Annotated in this window: 19 protein-coding genes; 6 read left to right on the forward strand and 13 right to left on the reverse strand. The window is 71.6% G+C overall.

From position 1 onward, the window contains the following. From ABD466_RS38650 to ABD466_RS38660, 3 genes are all read right to left on the reverse strand, one after another. A partial coding sequence (locus ABD466_RS38650) for an ATP-binding cassette domain-containing protein (protein WP_344662255.1) occupies positions 1-193 on the reverse strand: 193 nt, incomplete at its 3' end. A gap of 11 nt (positions 194-204) precedes the next feature. Beyond that, positions 205-1,314, reverse strand: coding sequence for an ABC transporter substrate-binding protein (locus ABD466_RS38655; RefSeq protein ID WP_425558850.1), 1,110 nt, complete (start codon positions 1,312-1,314; stop codon positions 205-207). A gap of 320 nt (positions 1,315-1,634) precedes the next feature. Further along, complete coding sequence (locus tag ABD466_RS38660; RefSeq protein ID WP_344662257.1) at positions 1,635-2,081, reverse strand: DUF4395 domain-containing protein; 447 nt, start codon at positions 2,079-2,081, stop codon at positions 1,635-1,637. 98 nt (positions 2,082-2,179) lie between these two features. Here ABD466_RS38660 and ABD466_RS38665 point away from each other — a divergent pair, with 98 nt between their 5' ends. Beyond that, a complete protein-coding gene (locus ABD466_RS38665; RefSeq protein ID WP_344662258.1) occupies positions 2,180-2,611 on the forward strand; it encodes a TlpA family protein disulfide reductase in 432 nt (143 codons plus the stop codon). A 66-nt stretch (positions 2,612-2,677) separates the two neighbouring features. Here ABD466_RS38665 and ABD466_RS38670 read toward each other — a convergent pair whose 3' ends face one another. Beyond that, on the reverse strand, positions 2,678-3,520 hold the full coding sequence (locus ABD466_RS38670; RefSeq protein ID WP_344662259.1) for an ACT domain-containing protein: 843 nt from the start codon (positions 3,518-3,520) through the stop codon (positions 2,678-2,680). 166 nt (positions 3,521-3,686) lie between these two features. On the opposite strand from ABD466_RS38670, the gene ABD466_RS38675 reads away from it, so the two are divergent. Further along, a complete protein-coding gene (locus ABD466_RS38675; RefSeq protein WP_344662260.1) occupies positions 3,687-3,980 on the forward strand; it encodes a hypothetical protein in 294 nt (97 codons plus the stop codon). A 277-nt stretch (positions 3,981-4,257) separates the two neighbouring features. On the opposite strand, the gene ABD466_RS38680 is transcribed toward ABD466_RS38675, so the two are convergent. From ABD466_RS38680 to ABD466_RS38710, 7 genes are all read right to left on the reverse strand, one after another. Continuing rightward, complete coding sequence (locus tag ABD466_RS38680; protein ID WP_344662261.1) at positions 4,258-4,833, reverse strand: TetR/AcrR family transcriptional regulator; 576 nt, start codon at positions 4,831-4,833, stop codon at positions 4,258-4,260. A gap of 25 nt (positions 4,834-4,858) precedes the next feature. After that, positions 4,859-5,524, reverse strand: a complete 666-nt coding sequence (locus ABD466_RS38685; protein WP_344662262.1) for an ABC transporter ATP-binding protein — start codon at positions 5,522-5,524, stop codon at positions 4,859-4,861. Continuing rightward, positions 5,521-6,654: an FtsX-like permease family protein gene (locus tag ABD466_RS38690; RefSeq protein ID WP_344662263.1), complete on the reverse strand. Its 1,134-nt coding sequence runs from the start codon at positions 6,652-6,654 to the stop codon at positions 5,521-5,523. The genes ABD466_RS38685 and ABD466_RS38690 overlap by 4 nt, the downstream gene beginning before the upstream one ends. Positions 6,655-6,773: 119 nt before the next feature. After that, positions 6,774-7,301 carry an HAD domain-containing protein gene (locus ABD466_RS38695; protein WP_344662264.1) on the reverse strand — a complete coding sequence of 176 codons (528 nt, stop codon included), beginning with the start codon at positions 7,299-7,301 and terminating at the stop codon, positions 6,774-6,776. A 38-nt stretch (positions 7,302-7,339) separates the two neighbouring features. Further along, positions 7,340-8,029 carry an aspartate/glutamate racemase family protein gene (locus tag ABD466_RS38700; protein ID WP_344662265.1) on the reverse strand — a complete coding sequence of 230 codons (690 nt, stop codon included), beginning with the start codon at positions 8,027-8,029 and terminating at the stop codon, positions 7,340-7,342. Continuing rightward, the gene (locus ABD466_RS38705; RefSeq protein ID WP_344662266.1) at positions 8,029-8,538 is read right to left on the reverse strand and encodes a hemerythrin domain-containing protein; all 510 of its coding nucleotides are present in this window, start codon (positions 8,536-8,538) and stop codon (positions 8,029-8,031) included. The genes ABD466_RS38700 and ABD466_RS38705 overlap by 1 nt, the downstream gene beginning before the upstream one ends. A 72-nt stretch (positions 8,539-8,610) precedes the next feature. Then, a complete protein-coding gene (locus ABD466_RS38710) occupies positions 8,611-9,471 on the reverse strand; it encodes a GOLPH3/VPS74 family protein (protein ID WP_344662267.1) in 861 nt (286 codons plus the stop codon). Between the two features lie 216 nt (positions 9,472-9,687). Between ABD466_RS38710 and ABD466_RS38715 the strand changes: the two genes are divergently transcribed. Next, positions 9,688-10,311, forward strand: a complete 624-nt coding sequence (locus tag ABD466_RS38715) for a GNAT family N-acetyltransferase (protein ID WP_344662268.1) — start codon at positions 9,688-9,690, stop codon at positions 10,309-10,311. A 46-nt stretch (positions 10,312-10,357) separates the two neighbouring features. Here ABD466_RS38715 and ABD466_RS38720 read toward each other — a convergent pair whose 3' ends face one another. Beyond that, complete coding sequence (locus ABD466_RS38720) at positions 10,358-11,101, reverse strand: class I SAM-dependent methyltransferase (protein ID WP_344662269.1); 744 nt, start codon at positions 11,099-11,101, stop codon at positions 10,358-10,360. Positions 11,102-11,367: 266 nt separating this feature from the next. Between ABD466_RS38720 and ABD466_RS38725 the strand changes: the two genes are divergently transcribed. Next, positions 11,368-15,549: a Kelch repeat-containing protein gene (locus ABD466_RS38725; protein WP_344662270.1), complete on the forward strand. Its 4,182-nt coding sequence runs from the start codon at positions 11,368-11,370 to the stop codon at positions 15,547-15,549. Between the two features lie 130 nt (positions 15,550-15,679). Next, positions 15,680-16,249, forward strand: a complete 570-nt coding sequence (locus ABD466_RS38730) for a hypothetical protein (protein WP_344662271.1) — start codon at positions 15,680-15,682, stop codon at positions 16,247-16,249. A gap of 65 nt (positions 16,250-16,314) precedes the next feature. Here the strand turns inward: ABD466_RS38730 and ABD466_RS38735 are convergent, their stop codons facing one another. Further along, a complete protein-coding gene (locus ABD466_RS38735) occupies positions 16,315-17,274 on the reverse strand; it encodes a winged helix-turn-helix transcriptional regulator (protein WP_344662272.1) in 960 nt (319 codons plus the stop codon). 64 nt (positions 17,275-17,338) lie between these two features. Between ABD466_RS38735 and ABD466_RS38740 the strand changes: the two genes are divergently transcribed. Beyond that, positions 17,339-18,622 carry an MFS transporter gene (locus tag ABD466_RS38740; protein ID WP_344662273.1) on the forward strand — a complete coding sequence of 428 codons (1,284 nt, stop codon included), beginning with the start codon at positions 17,339-17,341 and terminating at the stop codon, positions 18,620-18,622. The last annotated feature ends 29 nt before the right edge of the window (positions 18,623-18,651 follow it).

Consider the following 18,651-nt stretch of genomic DNA (forward strand, 5'->3'; position numbering starts at 1 on the left):
TCAGCAGCGTCGACTTGCCGCAACCGGAGGCCCCGAGCAGGCACACGAACTCGCCCGGGGCCACGGTCAGGTCGATGCCGTCCAGGACCGGGGCGCCACCATCGCGGAACGTCTTGGTGACGCCCGCCAGACGCACCGCGGCGTCGGCACGGACGGTGGTGTCCCCCGGTTCGATCTCGATGGTGGCGGTCACGGTCCCTCCCCTTACTTCTTGCTCAGACCCGCGTCGGACACGGCCGGCTGGCCGTTCTTGGCGAGTTCGGCGTTGAGGATCGACAGGTCGAAGATCCCGTGCAGGTCGGTGTTCTTCAGCAGCCCGGTGGCCACGGCGTGGTCCAGCGAGGTCTGCAGGGTGGCGGCCAGCGGGTCGTCGGTCGCGGTCTGCTCGCCGAACGCACGCTTGATCGCCTCGGCGGTCAGCGCCTTGCCGGTGAGCTTCTTCAGCTGGTCGTTGACCAGCTGCTGGGCGTCGGCCGGGGAAGATGTGATCCACTGGTTGGCGGCGATCTGGCCGTCGATCAGAGCCCGGACGCTGTCCGGGTGCTTCTTCAAAAAGTCGGAGGAGACGACCAGCGTGGTGGTGGAGAACCGTCCGTTCGGCCACAGGTCCTTCTCATCGACCAGCACCTTGGCCCCGGCCTCCAGCACCAGGCGCGAGGCCCACGGCTCCGGAAGCCACGCGCCGTCGATGTGCCCGGCCTTGAACTGGTCCAGGGTGGTGGCGTTGTCCTGCGGGTCCACCGACACGTCGCCGGTGCCGTCGGCGTTCGCGGTCAGCCCCTGCTGCTTGAGCCAGAACCGCAACGCGACGTCCTGGGTGTTGCCCTTCTGCGGCGTGGCCAGGGTCTTGCCCTTCAGATCCGCCGCGGAGCCGATGCCCGGCTTCACCACCAGCTCGGCGCCGCCGGTGGTGGCTCCCGCGACGATCTTGAGCGCCTCGCCGTGTGACTGCACGAACGCCGACAGGGCCGCCGACGGGCCGACGTACGCGGCGTCCAGCTGGCCGCCCAGCAGCGCGGTCATCTCCGCGGGGCCGGCGTTGTAGATCTGCGTCGACAGCTTCGTCGTGCCCAGCGCCTTGGCGAAGTCCCCGTGCGCGACGCCGACCACCGGGGTGGCGTGGGTGACGTTGGCGAAGTAGCCGAGCCGCAGCTCCGAGGCCGCCGTCCCGCCGCCGGCCGAGGAAGTCGCCGCGGCGGGCTCGGCGTCGGTGCCCGCACTCTTCGTGCTCTTCGACGAACTGCACGCCGCGGCGGCTCCGGCAAGGCCGATGACGGCGCCGAAGGCCACGGCCGCACGAGCGGCAGACTTGATGCGTATCACGGGGAGGCTCCAGAAAAGGATCGCCGGACACACCGGCGAGCAGCGGCGAGGCCGCTGCGTGGTCAGGGAAGGAAGACGTCGAGGTGGGTCAGCGCGCCGACGGACAGCAGGCGCTGAAGACCCGTCCGAAGTCGACGTGCCGCCGACTGACGAGAGCTATTCCTTCGCGAGACATGAGGAGAGCGTGACACGAACGCGATTCCGCGTCTATTTCCCGTCCGATATATGGACTCTTCGAAAGCCTTCGTATTCCGCGAATTTCGGAGGCCATTCATATCGGCCTCCGAAACTTCCCCGGACCGAGGTGCCGGCTAGGCCGAACGCCTGCGCACCCGCACCAGCAGCAGGTACATCTCGCAGCCGAGGCAGAACCCGAACGCCGCGTTCAGGAAGGCCGCGGCGAGGGCCAGCGCGGTGGCCGCGACGCCGAGGGCGGGCACCCCGGCGAGGTAGCCGACGGCGCCGACCACGGCGAACAGCAGACCCACGCCCTGGGCGAAGCGCGGCGGCGCCTCGTCCTCGAAGGCGGTGGCCGGGCCGAGGCGGGGGCGGACCAGGCGCGCGAAGAGCAGACCATAGGGGGCACGGCGCAGACCGCCCGCAGCACCGGCGGCGAAGACGACCGCCTGGGCGGCGAGGAGCCACCCGCTGCCGGTGGCGAGCACCACGAGGAGCACGACGGTGGTCACCGTCGCTCCGAACCGCGGGCCGCGGACGTCCACACGCCCGGCGGGCGGCGTGACCTGGGTTTCCGTCATCGGGCCAGAGTAGGTCGCGGGATCCGCGGTGGATATCCGCGTCTCAAGCACCGGACATGATGTGGAATAACCAGTGAGACGGCTGCACTCTGTCCGACATGGATCTCACCGGTTTGCTGGCGGCCGCCGGCGTGCTGATCGCCGCCTCCGCCTTCGGCCTGTGGCGCCGGCGGACCGACGGCACCGTGCGCGCCACCGCTGCCGCCGCCACCCCCGACCGGCTGGCCGCGGCCGACCTCGGCATCGACCTCGACGCCCGCGCCACCCTGGTCCAGTTCTCCTCGAAGGTCTGCCGGTACTGCGCCCCGACCCGCCGTCTCCTCACCGAGATCGCCGACCGGCACGCGGTCTCCTACCTGGACATCGACGCCGAGGAGCGCCTCGACCTGACGCGCCGCCTGACCGTGCTCCGCACGCCGACGGTGCTGGTCCTGGACCCCGACGGGCACGTCACGCACCGGGTCTCGGGGCCGCCCCGCCGCGCCGAACTCACCGCGGCGGTCGGCCGGCTGGTCGGCGCCGACAATTGAGAATGCTTTTCGGGGGCCATGCGATTCGGCCCCCGAAATTTTCTCAGCCCGACACGCCGCGCGAAATCACACAGCCATTCGCCCCCGCAGTTCCCCGCACAATCCGACCAGCGCCCGGGCCCGCGCGAACTCCGTCGGCGTGAAGTCCAGCCCCTCCCGGCTCAGCATCAGCGTGCCGCCGCTCGGATCGGGCAGCGTCATCAACGTCCCCACGCACGACGCCTCCTCCGCCTCCCGCGGATCCCACGCCACCGCGCACTGCCCGAACAGATCATGCAGCGCCACGGGCAGACCCGCGTCCCCGGACGCCATCCGCGCCGCCAGCGCCAGAACCCGCGCCGGCGCGTCGGTCAGATCATCCCTGGCGGCCCGGTCCACGTGCGGCACCTCCGCACCGGCCGCGGCGACAGCGGCTCTGATGGCGTCCCCACCCACCTCCGGCGGCACGTCCACCAGGAACTCGTCCAGCACGCCCTCCCCGAGCGGATGCACCTGGAGCCCGACGATGTTCGCCCCGAGCCCCGCCAACCGCTCGCACACCGCCGCGAGGCTTCCGGGCCGATCCCGCACCACGGCGCGGATCCGCCACAGGTTCAGCGCCTCCTCGCGCCACTCCCCCAGGTCCTCCTCGAAGCCACCAGCCGGCCGCACCGAAGCGAAGGGCTTGTGCGCCCGTAACCGCCCCGGCCCGTGAGCCCGCCACCACCACTGCAACACCGATGCCGCCAACAACGCCGCCCCGAGCACGATCAGCAACATCCACCCGTAATGCCGCCGCCCCAGCATCTCGGTGAACAACCCCGCGGTCCCCACCGCGAGGAAGAGCACGGACAGTTCAACCAGCTCCCGCCGCCAGCTCCACTCGGAGCGGCGGCGCTCGCCACCGGATTCGCGCCGAAGAGTCTTCATGGACCCACTGTGGCCTGCGGTTGTTGCATGATCAGGTCCGCTTTGTCACCACCGTGTGAACCGGATCGCGACCGGGCGCTAACGATCAGGACACGGGCCCGCGGGCGCGACGATCACACCTCTAGGCTTGCCCGGACTTCACCCATCACTCAATGTCAGGACCGTGATGCTCGGGCTCGTCATCCGCAAACTCCCACCGCCGCTGCGCGCGCTGGTCCTCACCGCCCTCGGCGGCTATCTGCTCTGGGGCGGCATCCGCGCCTGGACCGGCCCTGCCGAGTGCAACGACCGGGAGATGCCCGCCGGGGCACTGTGCGTCCACTCCGACGGCTCGACCTCGACCGTCGCGGACATGCTGCACCAGCAGCACGTGCACGGCTGGGCCCCGTTCCTCACCGGCATGCTGTTCCTGGGCGTGGCCGTGTACACGATCCTGCGTCCGCGGCGGCTCCGGGGCTGACCGGGCAACAGATCACGGCGTCGGCGACGGAGCTCAGCACCGAGGACTGGCCGGCCGGGGACCTTCGGAACGGCGGCCTCGACGGCTGGGCCTGGTTCGCCGCCGCGGACGACCGGCGACACCGAGAAGCCCAGTAGCCCAGTAGCCCAGTAGCCCAGTAGCCCAGTAGCCCAGTAGGGCCTGCCAGGCCGAGCCCGGCCATGACGCGCCGAGCCCGGCCACGCCGCGTCGGGCCCGGCCACGACGCGCCGGGCCCCACCACGCCGCGCCGGGCCCGTCAGCCCCCCAACTCTCCAGCGAGCATCGCCTTCACCCGCCGCACCGTGACCTCCGCATCGGCGCCGCCCTCGATAGCCGCCATCGCCGCCGAGAGCAGCCCGCCGAGCAGACGAGCCGTCAGGTCCGGGTCCGGCACCCCGAGCTCGCGCACCGCCCGGGACAGCGGCTCGGTCGTCGCACGGTGCAGCTCCGCCAGCCGGCGCCGGACCTCCGGCGGCAGGTCCGCGTTCAGCAGCGCGCCCGCCGCCCGGTGGCGGCCCTCGGCCGTGAGGCGCAGCGTGGCCTCGACGTAGGCGTCGATCCGCGCGGCGGGTGCTTCGACCCCGTCGAGGGCGGCGGCCAGCGCGGTGTCCCACGGGGGGAACGCCTCCTCGATCACCGCCGCCACCAGCGCGGCCGTCGACGGGAAGTACTGATACACGCTGGAGCGTGCCAGTCCCGCGCGACGGCCCACCGCGGCCGGGGTGATCGCGGCCGCGCCGTCGGCGAGCAGCGTCTCCATCGCCGCGGCGACCAGCGCCCGGCGCTGGGCCGCCTGGTGCTCGGCGAGGGTGGCGGCCGCGATCTTGGGCATTCGGCGCTCCGGTCCTGGGGGTGCGTCAGGTCAGTCGGCCGTCCCGCAGTTCGTGGACGCGGTCGGCGTATCCCAGTATGTCGTGGTCGTGGGTGACGATCAGCGTGGCGCACCCCGCGGCCCGGGTCCGCGCGGCGATCAGCTCGGCGATCCGCACCGAACCGGCCCGGTCCAGCGCCGACGTCGGCTCGTCGACGAGCAGCACCGCCGGCCGGGCCATCAGCGCCCGGGCCAGGGCCGCACGCTGCCGTTCGCCGCCGGACAACTGGTGGGGGCGGTGCCCGGCACGGTGCTCCAGGCCGACGGCGGCGAGGAGTTCGTCGGCGCGGGTCCGGTCCTCCGCGCCGATCCGGCCGCTGACGTGGCGCGGGATCAGAAGCTGCTCGCGGACGGTGAGCGCGGCGAACAGGTTCGCCTGTTGGAACACGTAGCCGACGTGGTCACGGCGCACCGCGGTCAGAGCCCGGTCGGAGAGTGCCGACGTCACCAGGCCGTTGATGCGGACGGACCCCGAGGTCGGCCGGCGCAACGCCCCGGCCACCGCGAGCAGGCTCGACTTGCCCGACCCGCTCGGGCCGACGACGGCGACCGTCTCCCCCGGCGCGACGGCGAGGTCCACCTCGGCGATCGCGGTCACGGCCGTGTCACCGGCACCGAGCCTCAGTCCCACCTCGGCCAGCTGAAGGCTCATCGGTCGGCTCCCAACGCGGTGAGTGGATCGACGGACATGATGCGCCGAACAGCGACCGAAGCACCGATCAGCCCGAGCACGACCAGGGACAGAGCGGCCGTCGCGACCGGCGCGGGACGCAAGGAGAACGGCGCGGAGCCCATGAGCGTGCGGCCGACGGCCAATCCGATCGCGGTTCCCCCCGCCGTGGCCAGCAGCAGCACGGCCGCGGCCTGAGCCAGCGCATCGCGGACGACATAGCCCCCGGACGCGCCGATGGCCTTGAGCAACGCGATCTCAGGCTTGCGCTGCACGGTCCAGACCGTGAAGAAGGACCCGACCACGAGCGCCGAGATGACGTACAGGAACCAGCTGATCAGCTTCATCGTTCCGGACTCGGCGCTGTAGCCGGGAGACGCGGAGTACGACGCGGGCTTGGTCACCCAGTGCGTGCCGGCGGCATGGTCGGCCGCAGCGGCGTGGAAGCCGGCGCCGGTCTTGGCCGCGACGGCGGTCGCGACATCACGTGCGGCGGCGGGCAGTTCGCCGGGCAGCCCATAGTGGATCTTCTGCCATGTGGCCAGAGGCGCGTAGGCGACGGCGACGTGGCCGTAGGACTGGGTGTCGACCGTCCCGACGACCGTCAGCACGACACCGCTCCGATCGATGCCGAGGTGGTCACCGACGCGGACGCCCTCGTCGAGGACCTGCCGGCTGACGAGGACGCCGTCGGTCCCCGCGGGAAGTGTGGCCAGGGCGCGGCCGGAGGCGGGCGCCGGGTCGAGGAAGCTGCCCGGCACGACGCCGAACACGGCCACATCCACCTGCGTGCCGGGAACCGCTCCGGCGGTGACCGTCGCGTGCGCGAGCGCGTCACCGAACGGAGCGGCGTCCTGAACACCTGGTGAACGGCTCCACTGTTCCCACTGCGAGCGGGTCACCGTACTGCGGGAGAACAGCTCGCCGGAAGCGTCGGCGGAGAACGCGAACCCGTTGACAGGCAGGGCCCGGAGGCCGGAGACCCCCGAGTCCGTGAGGCCGGTCGACATCCCGGACAGGAGGACGCCGAGGAGTGCGATGAGCGCCACGACGGCGCCCATCAGGAGGAATCGACCGCGAGCGAAGCGCAGGTCGCGAAGAGCTAGGTACATGCCGGAGGACTCCCGAGGAGGGCGGACATCTTCCCGACACAGGCGTCGGGAACCTCCGGCAGCCTAGCGCACTTCCCGACAGCGGTGTCGGGAAGGGTGGAGGATGGGGAAAGCCGAGCTCAGAGCGCCCCGAGCCACTCCGCCAGCACCGCGAAGTCCGCGTCGGTGAGCCCCTTCGCCGGATCGACATGGTGGAACAGCATGGGCGCCTCACAGCGGGCCTCGGCGTACAGGCGGTCCGCGTCGGTGATGTCGTCGTCGATGAAGGCGAAGGGGCGGCCGGCCGCGTACTCCAGCAAGGTCGGCGTCTTCCAGCACAGATCGGCCGGCGCGTGGGCGTTGAGGTCCTCCGGCCAGCCCACCACCGGCAGTTCCGGCAGTCCGAGCCGCGGCGCTATCCAGGAGTTGGCGTCGTGTTCCCACGACGTGGCCCAGACCAGTTCGGCCGGGAGGGCCAGCAGGCGCGCGCCGTGGGCCGGGTTCAGGCACACGCGCAGCGGCTGGAGCATCGGATCCGCCCACAGATCGGGGCGCATCTCATGGACCTGATACTCCGCGGGAAGGGCCTCCAGGTGGATGGCGAAGGGGTTCAGCGGACCGTCGACATCCAGGAACAGCAACGGGCGGCATGCTGCGGAACTCGTCATACCTCCAGCGTAGGCCGGGTGCCGCCGGTGAGGACGACTCAGGCCAGGGCCCAGTCCAGGGCGGCCTTCACGTGGAGCAGCGTGGTGTCGTACACCGGCAGGGGGCAGTTGCCGGCGTCGAGGAGCATGCCGATCTCCGTGCAGCCCAGGATGACGGCTTGGGCGCCGGCGGTCCGCAGGTCCTCGACGACGGCCAGGAAGGCTCGGCGGGACTCCTCGCGCACCACGCCGAGGCACAGTTCGTCGTAGATGGTGTCGTGGACGGTGGTCCGGGCGGGTTCGGACGGCGTCAGGACCTTGAGACCACGGTCGCGGAGGACGGAGGTGTAGAAGTCCTGCTCCATGGTGTACCGGGTGCCGAGAAGACCGACGGTGTGGACGTGGTCGGCGAGGAGGGCGTCGGCGGTCGCGTCGGCGATGTGGAGCACGGGGACGGTCACCGCGTCGGCGATCGGGGCGATGACGCGGTGCATGGTGTTGGTGCACAGGAGCAGGGCCTCGGCGCCGCCGGCTTGGAGGCTGCGCGCCCAGGCCGCGAGATGGCTGCCGGCGTCGTCCCACCGATCGGCGGACTGCATGGCCTCGATGTCGGCGAAGTCCACGGAGGCCAGCAGCAGGCGTGCGGAGTGCAGGCCGCCGAGGCGTTCGCGGACACCGCGGTTGAGGTGCTGATAGTAGATCGCGGTGGACTCCCAGCTCATGCCACCCAGCAAACCCAGGGTCCGCATCATCGATCCTTTCGCGCGGTGAACCGGAACACCATCGCAGACCAGCCGTCGTCCGTCACGTCGTGGTCCAGCGCCCGGCCGATCGTGCGCTCCTCGTAGCCGAAGTGAGACTCCATGATCGCCGCCAGGCCGTCCAGTTCGGCGGCGATCAGGTCCAGCGTCCGGACCTCGGACCGGGCTCCGGCGGCTTCGTCGGCGAGTTCCGCCACCCGGGCCAGGATCGTGGCGATCAGGCCGTGGTCCTCGACGAGCTTGGCCACCGTCGGCGCGAGGTCGGGACGGGCCCGGACCAGTCGCGCGAACAGGGCCTCGTCCTCGCCCCGGTGATGCGTGGCCAGGGCGTCGCAGAAGGCGAGGCAGTGGGTGACGAGTGTGGCGTCTGTGGCGTTCTCGATGCGGCGGCGACCGAGATCGGCTCTGATCGCGGCGACCTGGCGGCGCAGCTCCTGGTGGGCCCGGGCGAGTTGGATGCTCAGCGCGGCGGTGCGGTCGTCGTTCGGCGAAGGCATGATGGCTCAGCCGATCACGCCGCTCGCCGCGGCGGCAAGCCCGGGCCGTTCAGATGGCTCAGCGGTCTGACCTCAGTGATGGTGTCCCCCACCCCCGCCACCGTCATGACTATGACTATGACTCGTCGCAGCGTCGACAGAAGCGCTGACCGCCGCGTCGATCGACGCACTGACCGCGGCGTCGATCGAGGCGTTGACCGCCGCGTCGATCGAAGCCGCGATCGCAGCATCCGTAGCCGCCTGGACCGACGCATCGATCGCCGCGGCTGTGGCGGCGTCGACCGAAGCCTGGATCGCCGCGTCGCCGGCGGCGGAGACCGCGGAGTCGGTCGAGGCCCGGATGGCGCCGTCGATCGCCGAACGGACCGGAGCCGTGGTGCGCTTCTTGGCGACCGCCTTCAGCCGCTCCCGCATCGGCTTGCCCGGGCGCCCCGGATACAGCACCGTGTGCAGTCCGACCGCGTAGACCAGCCCGCCGAGGGCCGCCTGCGCGGAGTCGACCGGCCCGCCGGAGAAGGCGATCGCGTCCAGCCGGGCCCGGACCTCGGCCTGCCGGGCCACGTCCAGGACCGTCCACCGGGTGATCGTGACCAGGCCCAGGAAGCCCCGGCTGCGGTCGGCGTGGATCACGCCGGCCGCCTCCATCTGGGCCCGGTACGCCTCGACGATGCGACGGCGCGGTGACCCGACCCAGGACTTCGCGCCGGGCGGACGGGGCTTGCCCACGATGCTGCCCAGCGCGGCGTCCAGATTCGGGTCGCCGGTCGGCGTCGGGTCCAGGACGTGGATCCGATCCTTGACGACGTCGACCCGGCGGCGGACCGCCAGGCGGACGAGCTCGGAGCCGGCCAGCGCGTAACCGAGGTCCGTGGAGACGAACCTGCCGTCCGGTTTGATCGCCAGCAATAGGATGTCTTCCCCCAGAGTATCCATGGGCAAGACGATACGCTGCAGCGTCCTTTCCACGCCGCGAACGGTTCACCACGGGAGGCGGAGCGTGCAGCGGACGCGACCGAGGTATGTGCGACCGGAGCGGATCGCAGACTATTGAGAGATGTCTCCGACGGCGGGACACATTCGGCGGCCGCCCCCGGCGTGATCTCTGTCAGCCGGCGGATCTAGGCTGGTGCGGCTGAAAGGAGCCGCCGCATGTCCGCATCTGCACCCGCACCCACCGTGCGCCTGTACCGCCCCGAAGATCGCGACGCGGTCTACGACATATGCATCCGCACCGGCAACGCCGGCGGCGACGCCCGCGGCGTGTACCGCGACCACGACCTGCTCCCCGACATGTTCGCGGGACCCTACACAGTGCTCGAACCGGACCTCGCCTTCGTCCTGGACGACGGCGGCCGCGCCGTCGGGTACGTCCTCGGCACCAGCGACACGCCGCGCTTCGTCCGCGACTTCCGCGAGAAGTGGCTCCCCACCGTCGCCGCACGCCACCCGAAGCCGGCCGGCGAGCCCACCACGCTCGAGGAGTCGATGGCGGCACTGCTGCACATGCCGGAGCACATGCTCGCGCCCGAAGCCACCGACTACCCGGCGCATCTGCACATCGACCTGCTGCCCGAGTACCAGGGCCGGGGTTTCGGCCGGATCCTGCTCACCACGCTGTTCGCCGCGCTCCACAAGGCCGGGGCCGAGCGGATCCACCTCGTGATGCCGACCCCGAACACCGGCGCCCGCGCCTTCTACGACCGGATGGGCTTCCACGAGATCCCGGTGGCCGACACCAGCGTGGTGACATATCTCGGGCGATCCACGCAGTGAAACGAGAACCCGTCCTAGTCTGTGCGCTGCTCCGGGAGCCGGCGGGCTAGGCGGCTTCCAGAACGAAGAACAGGAAGCTCAAGAACGTCCCCGTCGGCGAGTTGTCGATCTTTTCCATGACCTCGGGGAACATCTCGCGAGCCCCCGGCGCGGCAGGCGGCTCACTCACGACGGCGATCCGGAACCCCGCCTCGGTGAAGGCGGAGGTCATCGCGCTCAGCGGCCGGTGCCAGTACGTCAGGACAGCGGGCCGGCCGTCGAACGTGTAGTCCTCGGAGAACTCGGTGACCCCGAAGTAGTCGGCGTCGCGATACAACAGCTTGTAGACGAACGGATGGTAGACGACCACGATCAGCCGGCCTCCGGGCACCAGCACCCGCCGCAGCTCGGCGAGGGGCGCCCGCCAGTCCTCCAGGTAGTGCAGCACCAGGCACGCGACCACGTCGTCGAACGCGTCGTCGGGATACGGCAGCGGCCCGGCCAGGTCGGCGCGGACCAGGGGCACGCCGTCCCCCAGCCGCCGCGCGGCCAGTTCCAGCATCTTCGCGCTGGCGTCGAACCCGGACACGATCGCGCCGCGTTCACGCAGGGCTTCGAGCAGCGGACCGGCCCCGCAGCCCGCGTCGAGGATCCGCCGGCCGGCTACGTCCCCGGCCAGATCGAGAACCGCCGGCCGCGTGTAGTAGCCGTTGAGGAGGTTGGACTCGGTCTCCGCGGCGTACGCCTCGGCGAAGTCGTCGTAGTCGTTGGTGACGGTCGGAGCGGCGGGTTCCCCGGCTACTGAAGACATGCGCTCCATCTTGGCAGAACCCTGATCGCTGTTCCCGATCAGTGAACTGGGGGCCACGTGTACGGGTCCGCACATCCCCGGCCTCGCCCGGTTCCGAGGTATGGACACGGCCGCGAGCGTAGGCGAAACTCAGTTCCAAGTCGTGATCAGACTACTGACATGACGACATCCGGACATCCTGACAACCGAGGGCACAGCGCAGCGTGGCGCCGGTGTCGAACGGCGCCACGGAAATGGCAGCCACCGCCAACTCCTAGGAGCCGTACGTGCACAGACCGCTTTCTCCTCCCTTGGGACGGGTCGTCGCCTTCGCCGCCGCACTGGCGTTGACGACCGGGATCGGGATCGGCAACGCGACCGCCGGATCCGCCGCCACCGCCGAACCCGCCAAGGCCGCGATCCCCGCCGCCGCGCCTCACGCCGCGAGCGGCACCGGGGCCAAGCCCGACGCCCGCGCGGTGTGCCCGCCGGCCGCCAAGGGTGCCTTCACCTGCTTCGCGTTGCAGCGCACGGACATCGCCGGCTCCACCGGGCTGACGCGTGCCGCGGCCACACCCGCCGGCTTCGGGCCGGCCGACCTGCTCAGCGCCTACAACCTGCCGGCCGACGGCGGGGCGGGCGCGACGGTCGCGATCGTCGACGCCTACGACGATCCGAACGCCGAGGCCGACCTGGCGCTGTACCGGTCCCAGTTCGGGCTGCCGGCCTGCACCACGGCCGACGGCTGCTTCAAGAAGGTCGACCAGACCGGCGGCACCTCCTACCCGGCGCCCAACGCCGGCTGGGCCGGTGAGATATCGCTGGACCTGGACATGGTCAGCGCGGTCGCGCCGCGGGCGCACATCATCCTGGTCGAGGCCACCAGCGCGAACTTCACCGACCTCGGTGCGGCCGTGGACGAAGCCGTCGCGCTGGGTGCCGGATACGTTTCCAACTCCTACGGCACGGACTACACCTCGACCGCCGGCAGCGGCGAGGACCCGTCCGAGCTCACGGCGATGGACCCGTACTACAACCACCCGGGCGTGGCGGTCGTCGCCAGCTCCGGTGACGGCGACTACGGCGTCTCCTACCCGGCGGCCTCGCAGTACGTCACCTCGGTCGGCGGCACCGCGCTGGTGAAGGACACCAGCGCGCGCGGCTGGTCCGAGTCGGTGTGGTCGAACTCCTACGGCGGCCCGGGCTCCGGCTGCTCGCTGTACGAGCCCAAGCCGAGTTTCCAGACGGACACCGGCTGCGGCAAGCGCGCCGTCGCCGACGTGTCCGCCGTCGCCGACCCGGCCACCGGCGTGTCGGTCTACGACAGCTACCAGGCCAGCGGCTGGCAGGTCTACGGCGGCACCAGCGTCTCGGCACCGCTGGTCACCGGGGTCTACGCCGCCGCGGGCACCCCGGCGGCCGGGACCTACCCGAACGCGTACCCGTACGCCAAGCCCTCGGCGCTCAACGACGTGACGCAGGGTTCGAACGGCACCTGCTCTCCGGCGTACCTGTGCACCGCGACGACCGGCTACGACGGCCCGACCGGCCTGGGCACGCCCAACGGTCTGGCGGCGTTCACCAGCGGACCCCACGGCGTCGTGTCCGGCAAGGTCACCGACGGCACCAGCCCGGTGGCCGGCGCCAAGGTGTCGGCCGGGACCACGAGCGCGACGACCGCCGCGGACGGCAGCTACTCGCTGTCCGTGCTGCCCGGCACCTACACCGTCACCGCCAGCGCCTTCGGCTACGCCGACCAGACGGTCGACGGCGTCGTGGTCGCCGACGGCGCCACCGTCGCGGAGAACTTCGCCCTGGCCGCCGTGGCCCGCGTCGCGGTCACCGGCAAGGTGACCGACGGCTCCGGTCAGGGCTACCCGCTGTACGCCACGATCACGGTGGACGGCATGCCGGGCGGACCGGTGTACACGAACCCGAAGACCGGCGCCTACTCGATCCAGCTGCCGGTGAACAAGACCTACCAGCTGCACACCACGGCCGCCTACCCGGGGTATCAGACCACGGACACGTCGGTCCCGGTGGGCGTCACCACCGTGACCCAGCCGATCTCGGTCAAGGTGGACGCGGCGAACTGCACGGCCGCCGGGTACGCCCCCGGCCACGTCGGCCAGTACCAGACCTTCGACGGCACCTCGACGCCGGCCGGCTGGACGATCACGAACAACACCGCCTCCGGCGGCTGGGAGTTCGACGACCCGGGCGCGCGCGGGAACCGGACCACCGGCACCGGCGGGTTCGCGATCGTCGACAGCGACTTCCTGGGCACCGGCAAGTCGCAGGACACGTACCTGACCTCGCCGGTCGCGGACCTGTCCGCGGTCGCCGCGCCGGAGCTCGACTTCGCCACGTACTACAAGCCGTACGGCAGCTCCACGGCGACCGTCGAGGTCAGCGTGGACGGCGGCGCCACCTGGACGTCGGTCTGGGCCCAGACCTCGTCCCCGGTCGACGGCTCCAAGGTGCGGATCCCGCTGCCGCAGGCGGCGGGCAAGACGCAGGTGCAGGCCCGGTTCCACTACACCGGCACCTGGGCCTACTTCTGGCAGGTCGACGACGTCCTGCTGGGCGCGCCGACCTGTGACGTGGTGCCCGGCGGCCTGGTGATCGGCCAGGTCACCGACGCCAACACCAAGGGCCCGCTGGCCGGCGTGAGCGTGGCGGAGACCGCCGCGCCGACCGTCGGCGGCACCTCGGCGGCCACCTCGGACCCGGCGCTGAAGGGTGCGTTCTACTGGTTCTTCTCGCCGGCCACCGGCTCGGTGCCGCTGACCGCGACCAAGGCGCACTACACCACGGGCACCGCGACCCCGGCCGTGGCGGCGGGCAAGGTCGTCGAGGCGGACTTCGCGCTGAAGGCGGGGCGGCTGACCGTCGCGCCGGGCTCCGTCGCCAAGACCGTGGCGTGGGGCGGGACCGCGACGCAGACGGTCACCGTGAAGAACACCGGCACCGCCCCGGCGACGCTGAACGTCGGGGAGCAGCCGGGCGGGTTCGTGATGCAGAACGTGCCGGCGGCACCGACGCAGATCGTGCCGGCGAACGTGACCACCGGCAGCGCACTGCTGGCCTCGAAGAAGCTGGGCGCCGCGGCGGTGCGCCACACCGCCCCGACGGCCGGTGACAGCTGGCAGCCGATCGCGAACTTCCCGAGCCTGATCCAGGACGACATCGCCGACTTCGCCGGCGGGAAGCTCTACTCAGGGTTCGGGTTCGACGGCAGCAACGACTCGAACAAGCTGTACTCCTACGACCCGGCGGGCGGCTCCTGGACGGCGCTGGCCTCGGCGAGCGACACCCGCGAGTCGCCTGCGCACGGGTTCATCAACGGGAAGCTGTACGTCGTCGGCGGGTGGGCCACCTCCGGCGACACCGACTCGAAGATGGAGATCTACGACCCGGCGGCGAACTCCTGGAGCACCGGACCGGCGGCGCCGGTGGCGTACGCCGGCTCGGGCAGCGCGGTGATCGGCTCGAAGCTGTACATCGTGGGCGGCTGCACCAGCTCGTGCGGCACCACCGACGTGTACGTGTTCGACGCCGCGGCCGGGTCGTGGACCAAGCTGGCCGCGTACCCGGAGTCGACGTCCTGGCTGGCCTGCGCCGATGCGCAGAACAAGCTGGTCTGCGCCGGCGGCACCAGTGCCAGCGCGCCGAGTCAGAACACGTACGTCTACGACGCGACGGCCGACTCCTGGACCAAGGCCGCGTCCGCGCCGGCCGCGGTCTGGGCGGCGGGCGCCGCCGGCGCCAACGGCAAGCTGGTGGTGACCGGCGGCGTGGTCGACGGCGGCCTGACCAACCAGGCGTGGGCGTACGACCCGGCGGCCGACGCGTGGGCGACGCTGCCGAACTCCAACGTCAGCGCCTACCGCTTCGCCGGCGCACTGGGCTTCTACACGGTCGGCGGCGGCCAGGGGACACTGACCCCGCCGCTGGCGACCGCGCAGGTGCTGCCCGGCTACACCGGCGGGCCGTCGACCGACGTGCCGTGGCTGACCGAGAGTGCCACGACCCTGACGCTCGCCCCCGGGGCCTCCGGGACGTTCACCGTCACGGTGAACGCCGGTGACGCGACGGTGACCCAGCCGGGCGCGTACACGGCGAGCCTGGGCCTGAGCTCGGACACCCCGTACCCGCTGACCCCGGTCGGGGTGACGATGACGGTGAAGCCCCCGGCGACGTGGGGCAAGATCGCCGGCAGCGTCTCGTCCACCGACGCGAGCGGTGCCGGCGTTCCGTTGGCCGGCGCCACCGTCCAGATCGACACCTGGGCCACTCATTACACCCTGCACACCGACATCAACGGCAACTACGCCCTGTGGCTCGACTACCGCAACAACCCGTTGACGGTGATCGCGGCCAAGGACGGCTACCAGCCGCAGGTGAAGACCGTGAAGATCAAGAAGGGGGCGACCAGCACGGTGGTGTTCGTGCTGCTGAAGGACTGATCCGGTGACCCGGGTGAACTCCCCGCATGCCGTGGGAGTTCACCCGGATGACCCCGGCAGAGAGGACACGCCGGACCCGGTGATGAGTAGCTGGATCGGGGGTCCGCTAGACCTGAAGGAGGTCCAGGCGATGTCCAAGTCCGGAAAGAAGAACGAAACGGAAAGCACCCACGTCGCGAAGTCGGACGTGCGGCACAAGTTCCAGGTCGTCGAGCTCGACGACTTCACGCGGCGCGAGACCCGGCCCGATGGAACCGAGAAGATGATGCCGCGAATCGCGGTCCTGAACCCTGTCGGTGGTGGTAAACACGTGCGGGCCTACGTGCCCGGCAACCTGGACGGGCCGCTGGAGCCCGGCTCGGTGGTCATGTGCCGCCCGCACGACAAGCAGCAGGGCGACGGTCCTCCGGTGAAGTTCCGGATCACCAACGTCGTGGAGGGCCACGCGTCCGAGACGATGACGCCGACTCAGAACGCCGAGTTCGGTGAGCGTGCCGCCGCCCGCCCGCAGACGCAGGCGACGCAACGGCAGCAGCACGCGATGGAGCGGCAGCAGCAGCCGATGGACCGGCAGCAGCAGCACCAGCAGCCGATGGAGCGGCAGCAGGCCGCGGGCGTCGGCGCGGGTGCTCCCGCGAAGCCGAAGCCGAAGGCGAAGCAGCCGCGGCACGAGCGGCAGCAGGCCGGCGTGCAGAAGTGAGGTGATCCGCCCGTAGCCGCCGCGTGACGGCGGTCGACAGCGGGTGACCGCGGTCCGGAGCGTCTTCACGGCGCTTCGGACCGCACTCCTGTCTTGGCGCCCAGCCCCTCGATGAGGCGCAGTGCATCGTCGACGGACGCCGCCGGATCGGGCACGGGGTAGAGCGCGCCGCGGATGGTCCGGGCGGCGTCGACGATGAGCGTGGCGCGCTTGAGGCGGTCCGCGCCGGCCGCGCGGAAGGACGGCAGCCGCAGGGCGGTGGTGAGTTCCAGGGCCTGGTCGGAGAGCAGGGGGAAGGGCAGGTTCTCCGACGCCGCGAACTGGGCCAGCTGCTCGGGACGCTGCGTGCAGACGCCGATGACGGCGGCGCCGGCCCGCGTGAACTCGGGGAGGCGGTCACGGAAGGTGCGGGCTTCCAGGGTGCAGCCGGGGCCGCCGGGGACGGTGTCCCAGCCCGGTGCGAGGCCGGGCTCGACGGTGGGTGAACCGGGGAAGGTGTAGAGGACGGTCCAGGCCGCTTCGGCCGCTTCGGCCGCTTCGGCCGCTTCGGCCGCTTCGGCGCTGACAGAAGCGGCTTCGGCCACAGGGTCGGTGAGCCTCCCATCGGCGCCGGGCAGCATCAGATGCGGGATCCGGATGCCGATCAGCGCGTGGACGCGCCGGGCTTCGGCGGAGGCGGGTTCCGATGTGGCGGTCAGCGTGCCGTCGCCCATCACGTGGCGTGCGCCCCAGTTCTGGAGCGCCACCAGGACCGGGAGCAGCCCGCGTCCGGCGTCGGTGAGGTGGTACTCGAAGCGCGGGGGCCGGTCAGTGTACTGACGCCGTTCCAGTACCCCGCGTTCCACGAGCAGCGCGAGGCGCTCGGTCAGGATCCTGCGGCTGACGCCCAGTTCCGCGGCGAGGTCCGAGAAGCGGGTGGAGCCGCCGGCGATATCGCGGACGACCAGCAGGGTCCACCAGTCGCCGACCACGTCGAGCGCCTGCGCGATCGAGCAGTCGCTGTCGCCGATGCGGGTGTACTTCACGGGGCCAGTATAGTCAGTTCACAATGGGAACCGACTCATGGACCCGACTCGGGAGGACTCGACCTTGACCACCACCACGCCGAAGTCCGAAGCAGAGGTCGAAGGGCGGGCCGCACAGGCCCCTCCCGCCTCCGTCCACTCCTGGTTCTGGCGCTACTGGGCCGGCTCCTCGATCAGCCGTGTGGGGAGCGCCGTGACCACGGTCGCGCTTCCGCTCGCCGCCCTGGGGCTGGCTCACGCGTCGAGCTTCGCGGTGGGAGCGGTCACGGCGGCCTCGTTCGCGGCGTGGGCGCTGATCGGATTGCCGGCGGGGGTGCTGGTGGGACGGCTGCCGTTGCGGGAGACGCAGATCGCGATGGATCTGGTGCGGGCGGCGGCGCTGGCGTCGGTGCCGGTCGCGTGGTGGGTGGCGTCGGTGACGGTCACGCAGTTGGTCGTGGTGGCCCTGGTGGTGGGACTGGCGTCGGTGGTGTTCGACGTCGGCAACTCGACCATGCTGCCGTTCCTGGTCGGCAAGGAGGAACTGACGGCCCGGAACAGCCTCACGTCCGCGACCGAGGCGGTGACCACGCTCGCCGGGCCGTCGCTCGGCGGCGCGCTGGTGCAGGCGGTCGGGGCGGCGGTCAGCATCGTGGTGGACGTCTTCAGCTACCTGATATCAGCGTTCTTGCTGCGCGACGTGCCGCGGCCGCCGCGTGTCGCACCGGCGGACGGGCCGGACCGCCGCACCATCCGCGCCTCGATCCGCGAGGGGTGGCAGTACCTGATGCGGGAGCCGATCCAGCGGGCGAACCTCTGGTACGCGACCGCGATCAACTTCGTCTGCGGCGCCCTGACCGCCCTCACGCCGCTGTTCCTGGTGCGCACCCTGAGCCTGACCCCGGCCGCGGTGGGCGCGGTGATGGCCACCGAGGGCGTCGGCAGCCTGCTCGGCGCGTCCCTCACACCCCGCCTGACGCGCCGCGTCGGCACCGGCCGCGCCGTTGTCGGCGCCGCCCTCGCGCTGCCGCTGTCCTGCGCGCTGCTGCCGATCGCCGGCCACGGCTGGGGCGTTGCGGCGTTCATCCTCGGCAACGCGGCGTTCGCGGCCACGGTCGTCGTGGCGAGCATCGTGGCCCGCACCTACCGCCAGGTCGCCACCCCGACCGAACTGCTGCCGCGGGTCATGGCCACGGTGCGGTTCGTGTCGTGGGGCGTCATCCCGCTCGGCGCCCTCGCCGCCGGGGCGGTCGCGTCCTGGGACGGCCCGCGCGTCGCACTGTGGGGAAGCGCGGTCGCGGCGCTCGCCGTCCCCGTCGCGGTGCTCGCCAGCCCGATCCGGACGCGCCGGGACCTCGCCGAGGCCTGATTCCCGCCGCGGACGGTGCGACGGGTGCA

The sequence above is a fragment of the Catenulispora subtropica genome, assembly GCF_039531675.1.
In the GTDB taxonomy this organism is placed as follows: Bacteria; Actinomycetota; Actinomycetes; order Streptomycetales; family Catenulisporaceae; genus Catenulispora; species Catenulispora subtropica.

Excerpts from the sequence above, each read along its gene's own strand:
- ABD466_RS38660 (WP_344662257.1), bottom strand. The coding sequence starts at position 2,081 with ATGACGGAAACCCAGGTCACGCCGCCCGCCGGGCGTGTGGACGTCCGC.
- ABD466_RS38665 (WP_344662258.1), top strand. The coding sequence starts at position 2,180 with ATGGATCTCACCGGTTTGCTGGCGGCCGCCGGCGTGCTGATCGCCGCC.
- ABD466_RS38670 (WP_344662259.1), bottom strand. The coding sequence starts at position 3,520 with ATGAAGACTCTTCGGCGCGAATCCGGTGGCGAGCGCCGCCGCTCCGAG.
- ABD466_RS38675 (WP_344662260.1), top strand. The coding sequence starts at position 3,687 with ATGCTCGGGCTCGTCATCCGCAAACTCCCACCGCCGCTGCGCGCGCTG.
- ABD466_RS38680 (WP_344662261.1), bottom strand. The coding sequence starts at position 4,833 with ATGCCCAAGATCGCGGCCGCCACCCTCGCCGAGCACCAGGCGGCCCAG.
- ABD466_RS38685 (WP_344662262.1), bottom strand. The coding sequence starts at position 5,524 with ATGAGCCTTCAGCTGGCCGAGGTGGGACTGAGGCTCGGTGCCGGTGAC.
- ABD466_RS38690 (WP_344662263.1), bottom strand. The coding sequence starts at position 6,654 with ATGTACCTAGCTCTTCGCGACCTGCGCTTCGCTCGCGGTCGATTCCTC.
- ABD466_RS38695 (WP_344662264.1), bottom strand. The coding sequence starts at position 7,301 with ATGACGAGTTCCGCAGCATGCCGCCCGTTGCTGTTCCTGGATGTCGAC.
- ABD466_RS38700 (WP_344662265.1), bottom strand. The coding sequence starts at position 8,029 with ATGCGGACCCTGGGTTTGCTGGGTGGCATGAGCTGGGAGTCCACCGCG.
- ABD466_RS38705 (WP_344662266.1), bottom strand. The coding sequence starts at position 8,538 with ATGCCTTCGCCGAACGACGACCGCACCGCCGCGCTGAGCATCCAACTC.
- ABD466_RS38710 (WP_344662267.1), bottom strand. The coding sequence starts at position 9,471 with ATGGATACTCTGGGGGAAGACATCCTATTGCTGGCGATCAAACCGGAC.
- ABD466_RS38715 (WP_344662268.1), top strand. The coding sequence starts at position 9,688 with ATGTCCGCATCTGCACCCGCACCCACCGTGCGCCTGTACCGCCCCGAA.
- ABD466_RS38720 (WP_344662269.1), bottom strand. The coding sequence starts at position 11,101 with ATGTCTTCAGTAGCCGGGGAACCCGCCGCTCCGACCGTCACCAACGAC.
- ABD466_RS38730 (WP_344662271.1), top strand. The coding sequence starts at position 15,680 with ATGTCCAAGTCCGGAAAGAAGAACGAAACGGAAAGCACCCACGTCGCG.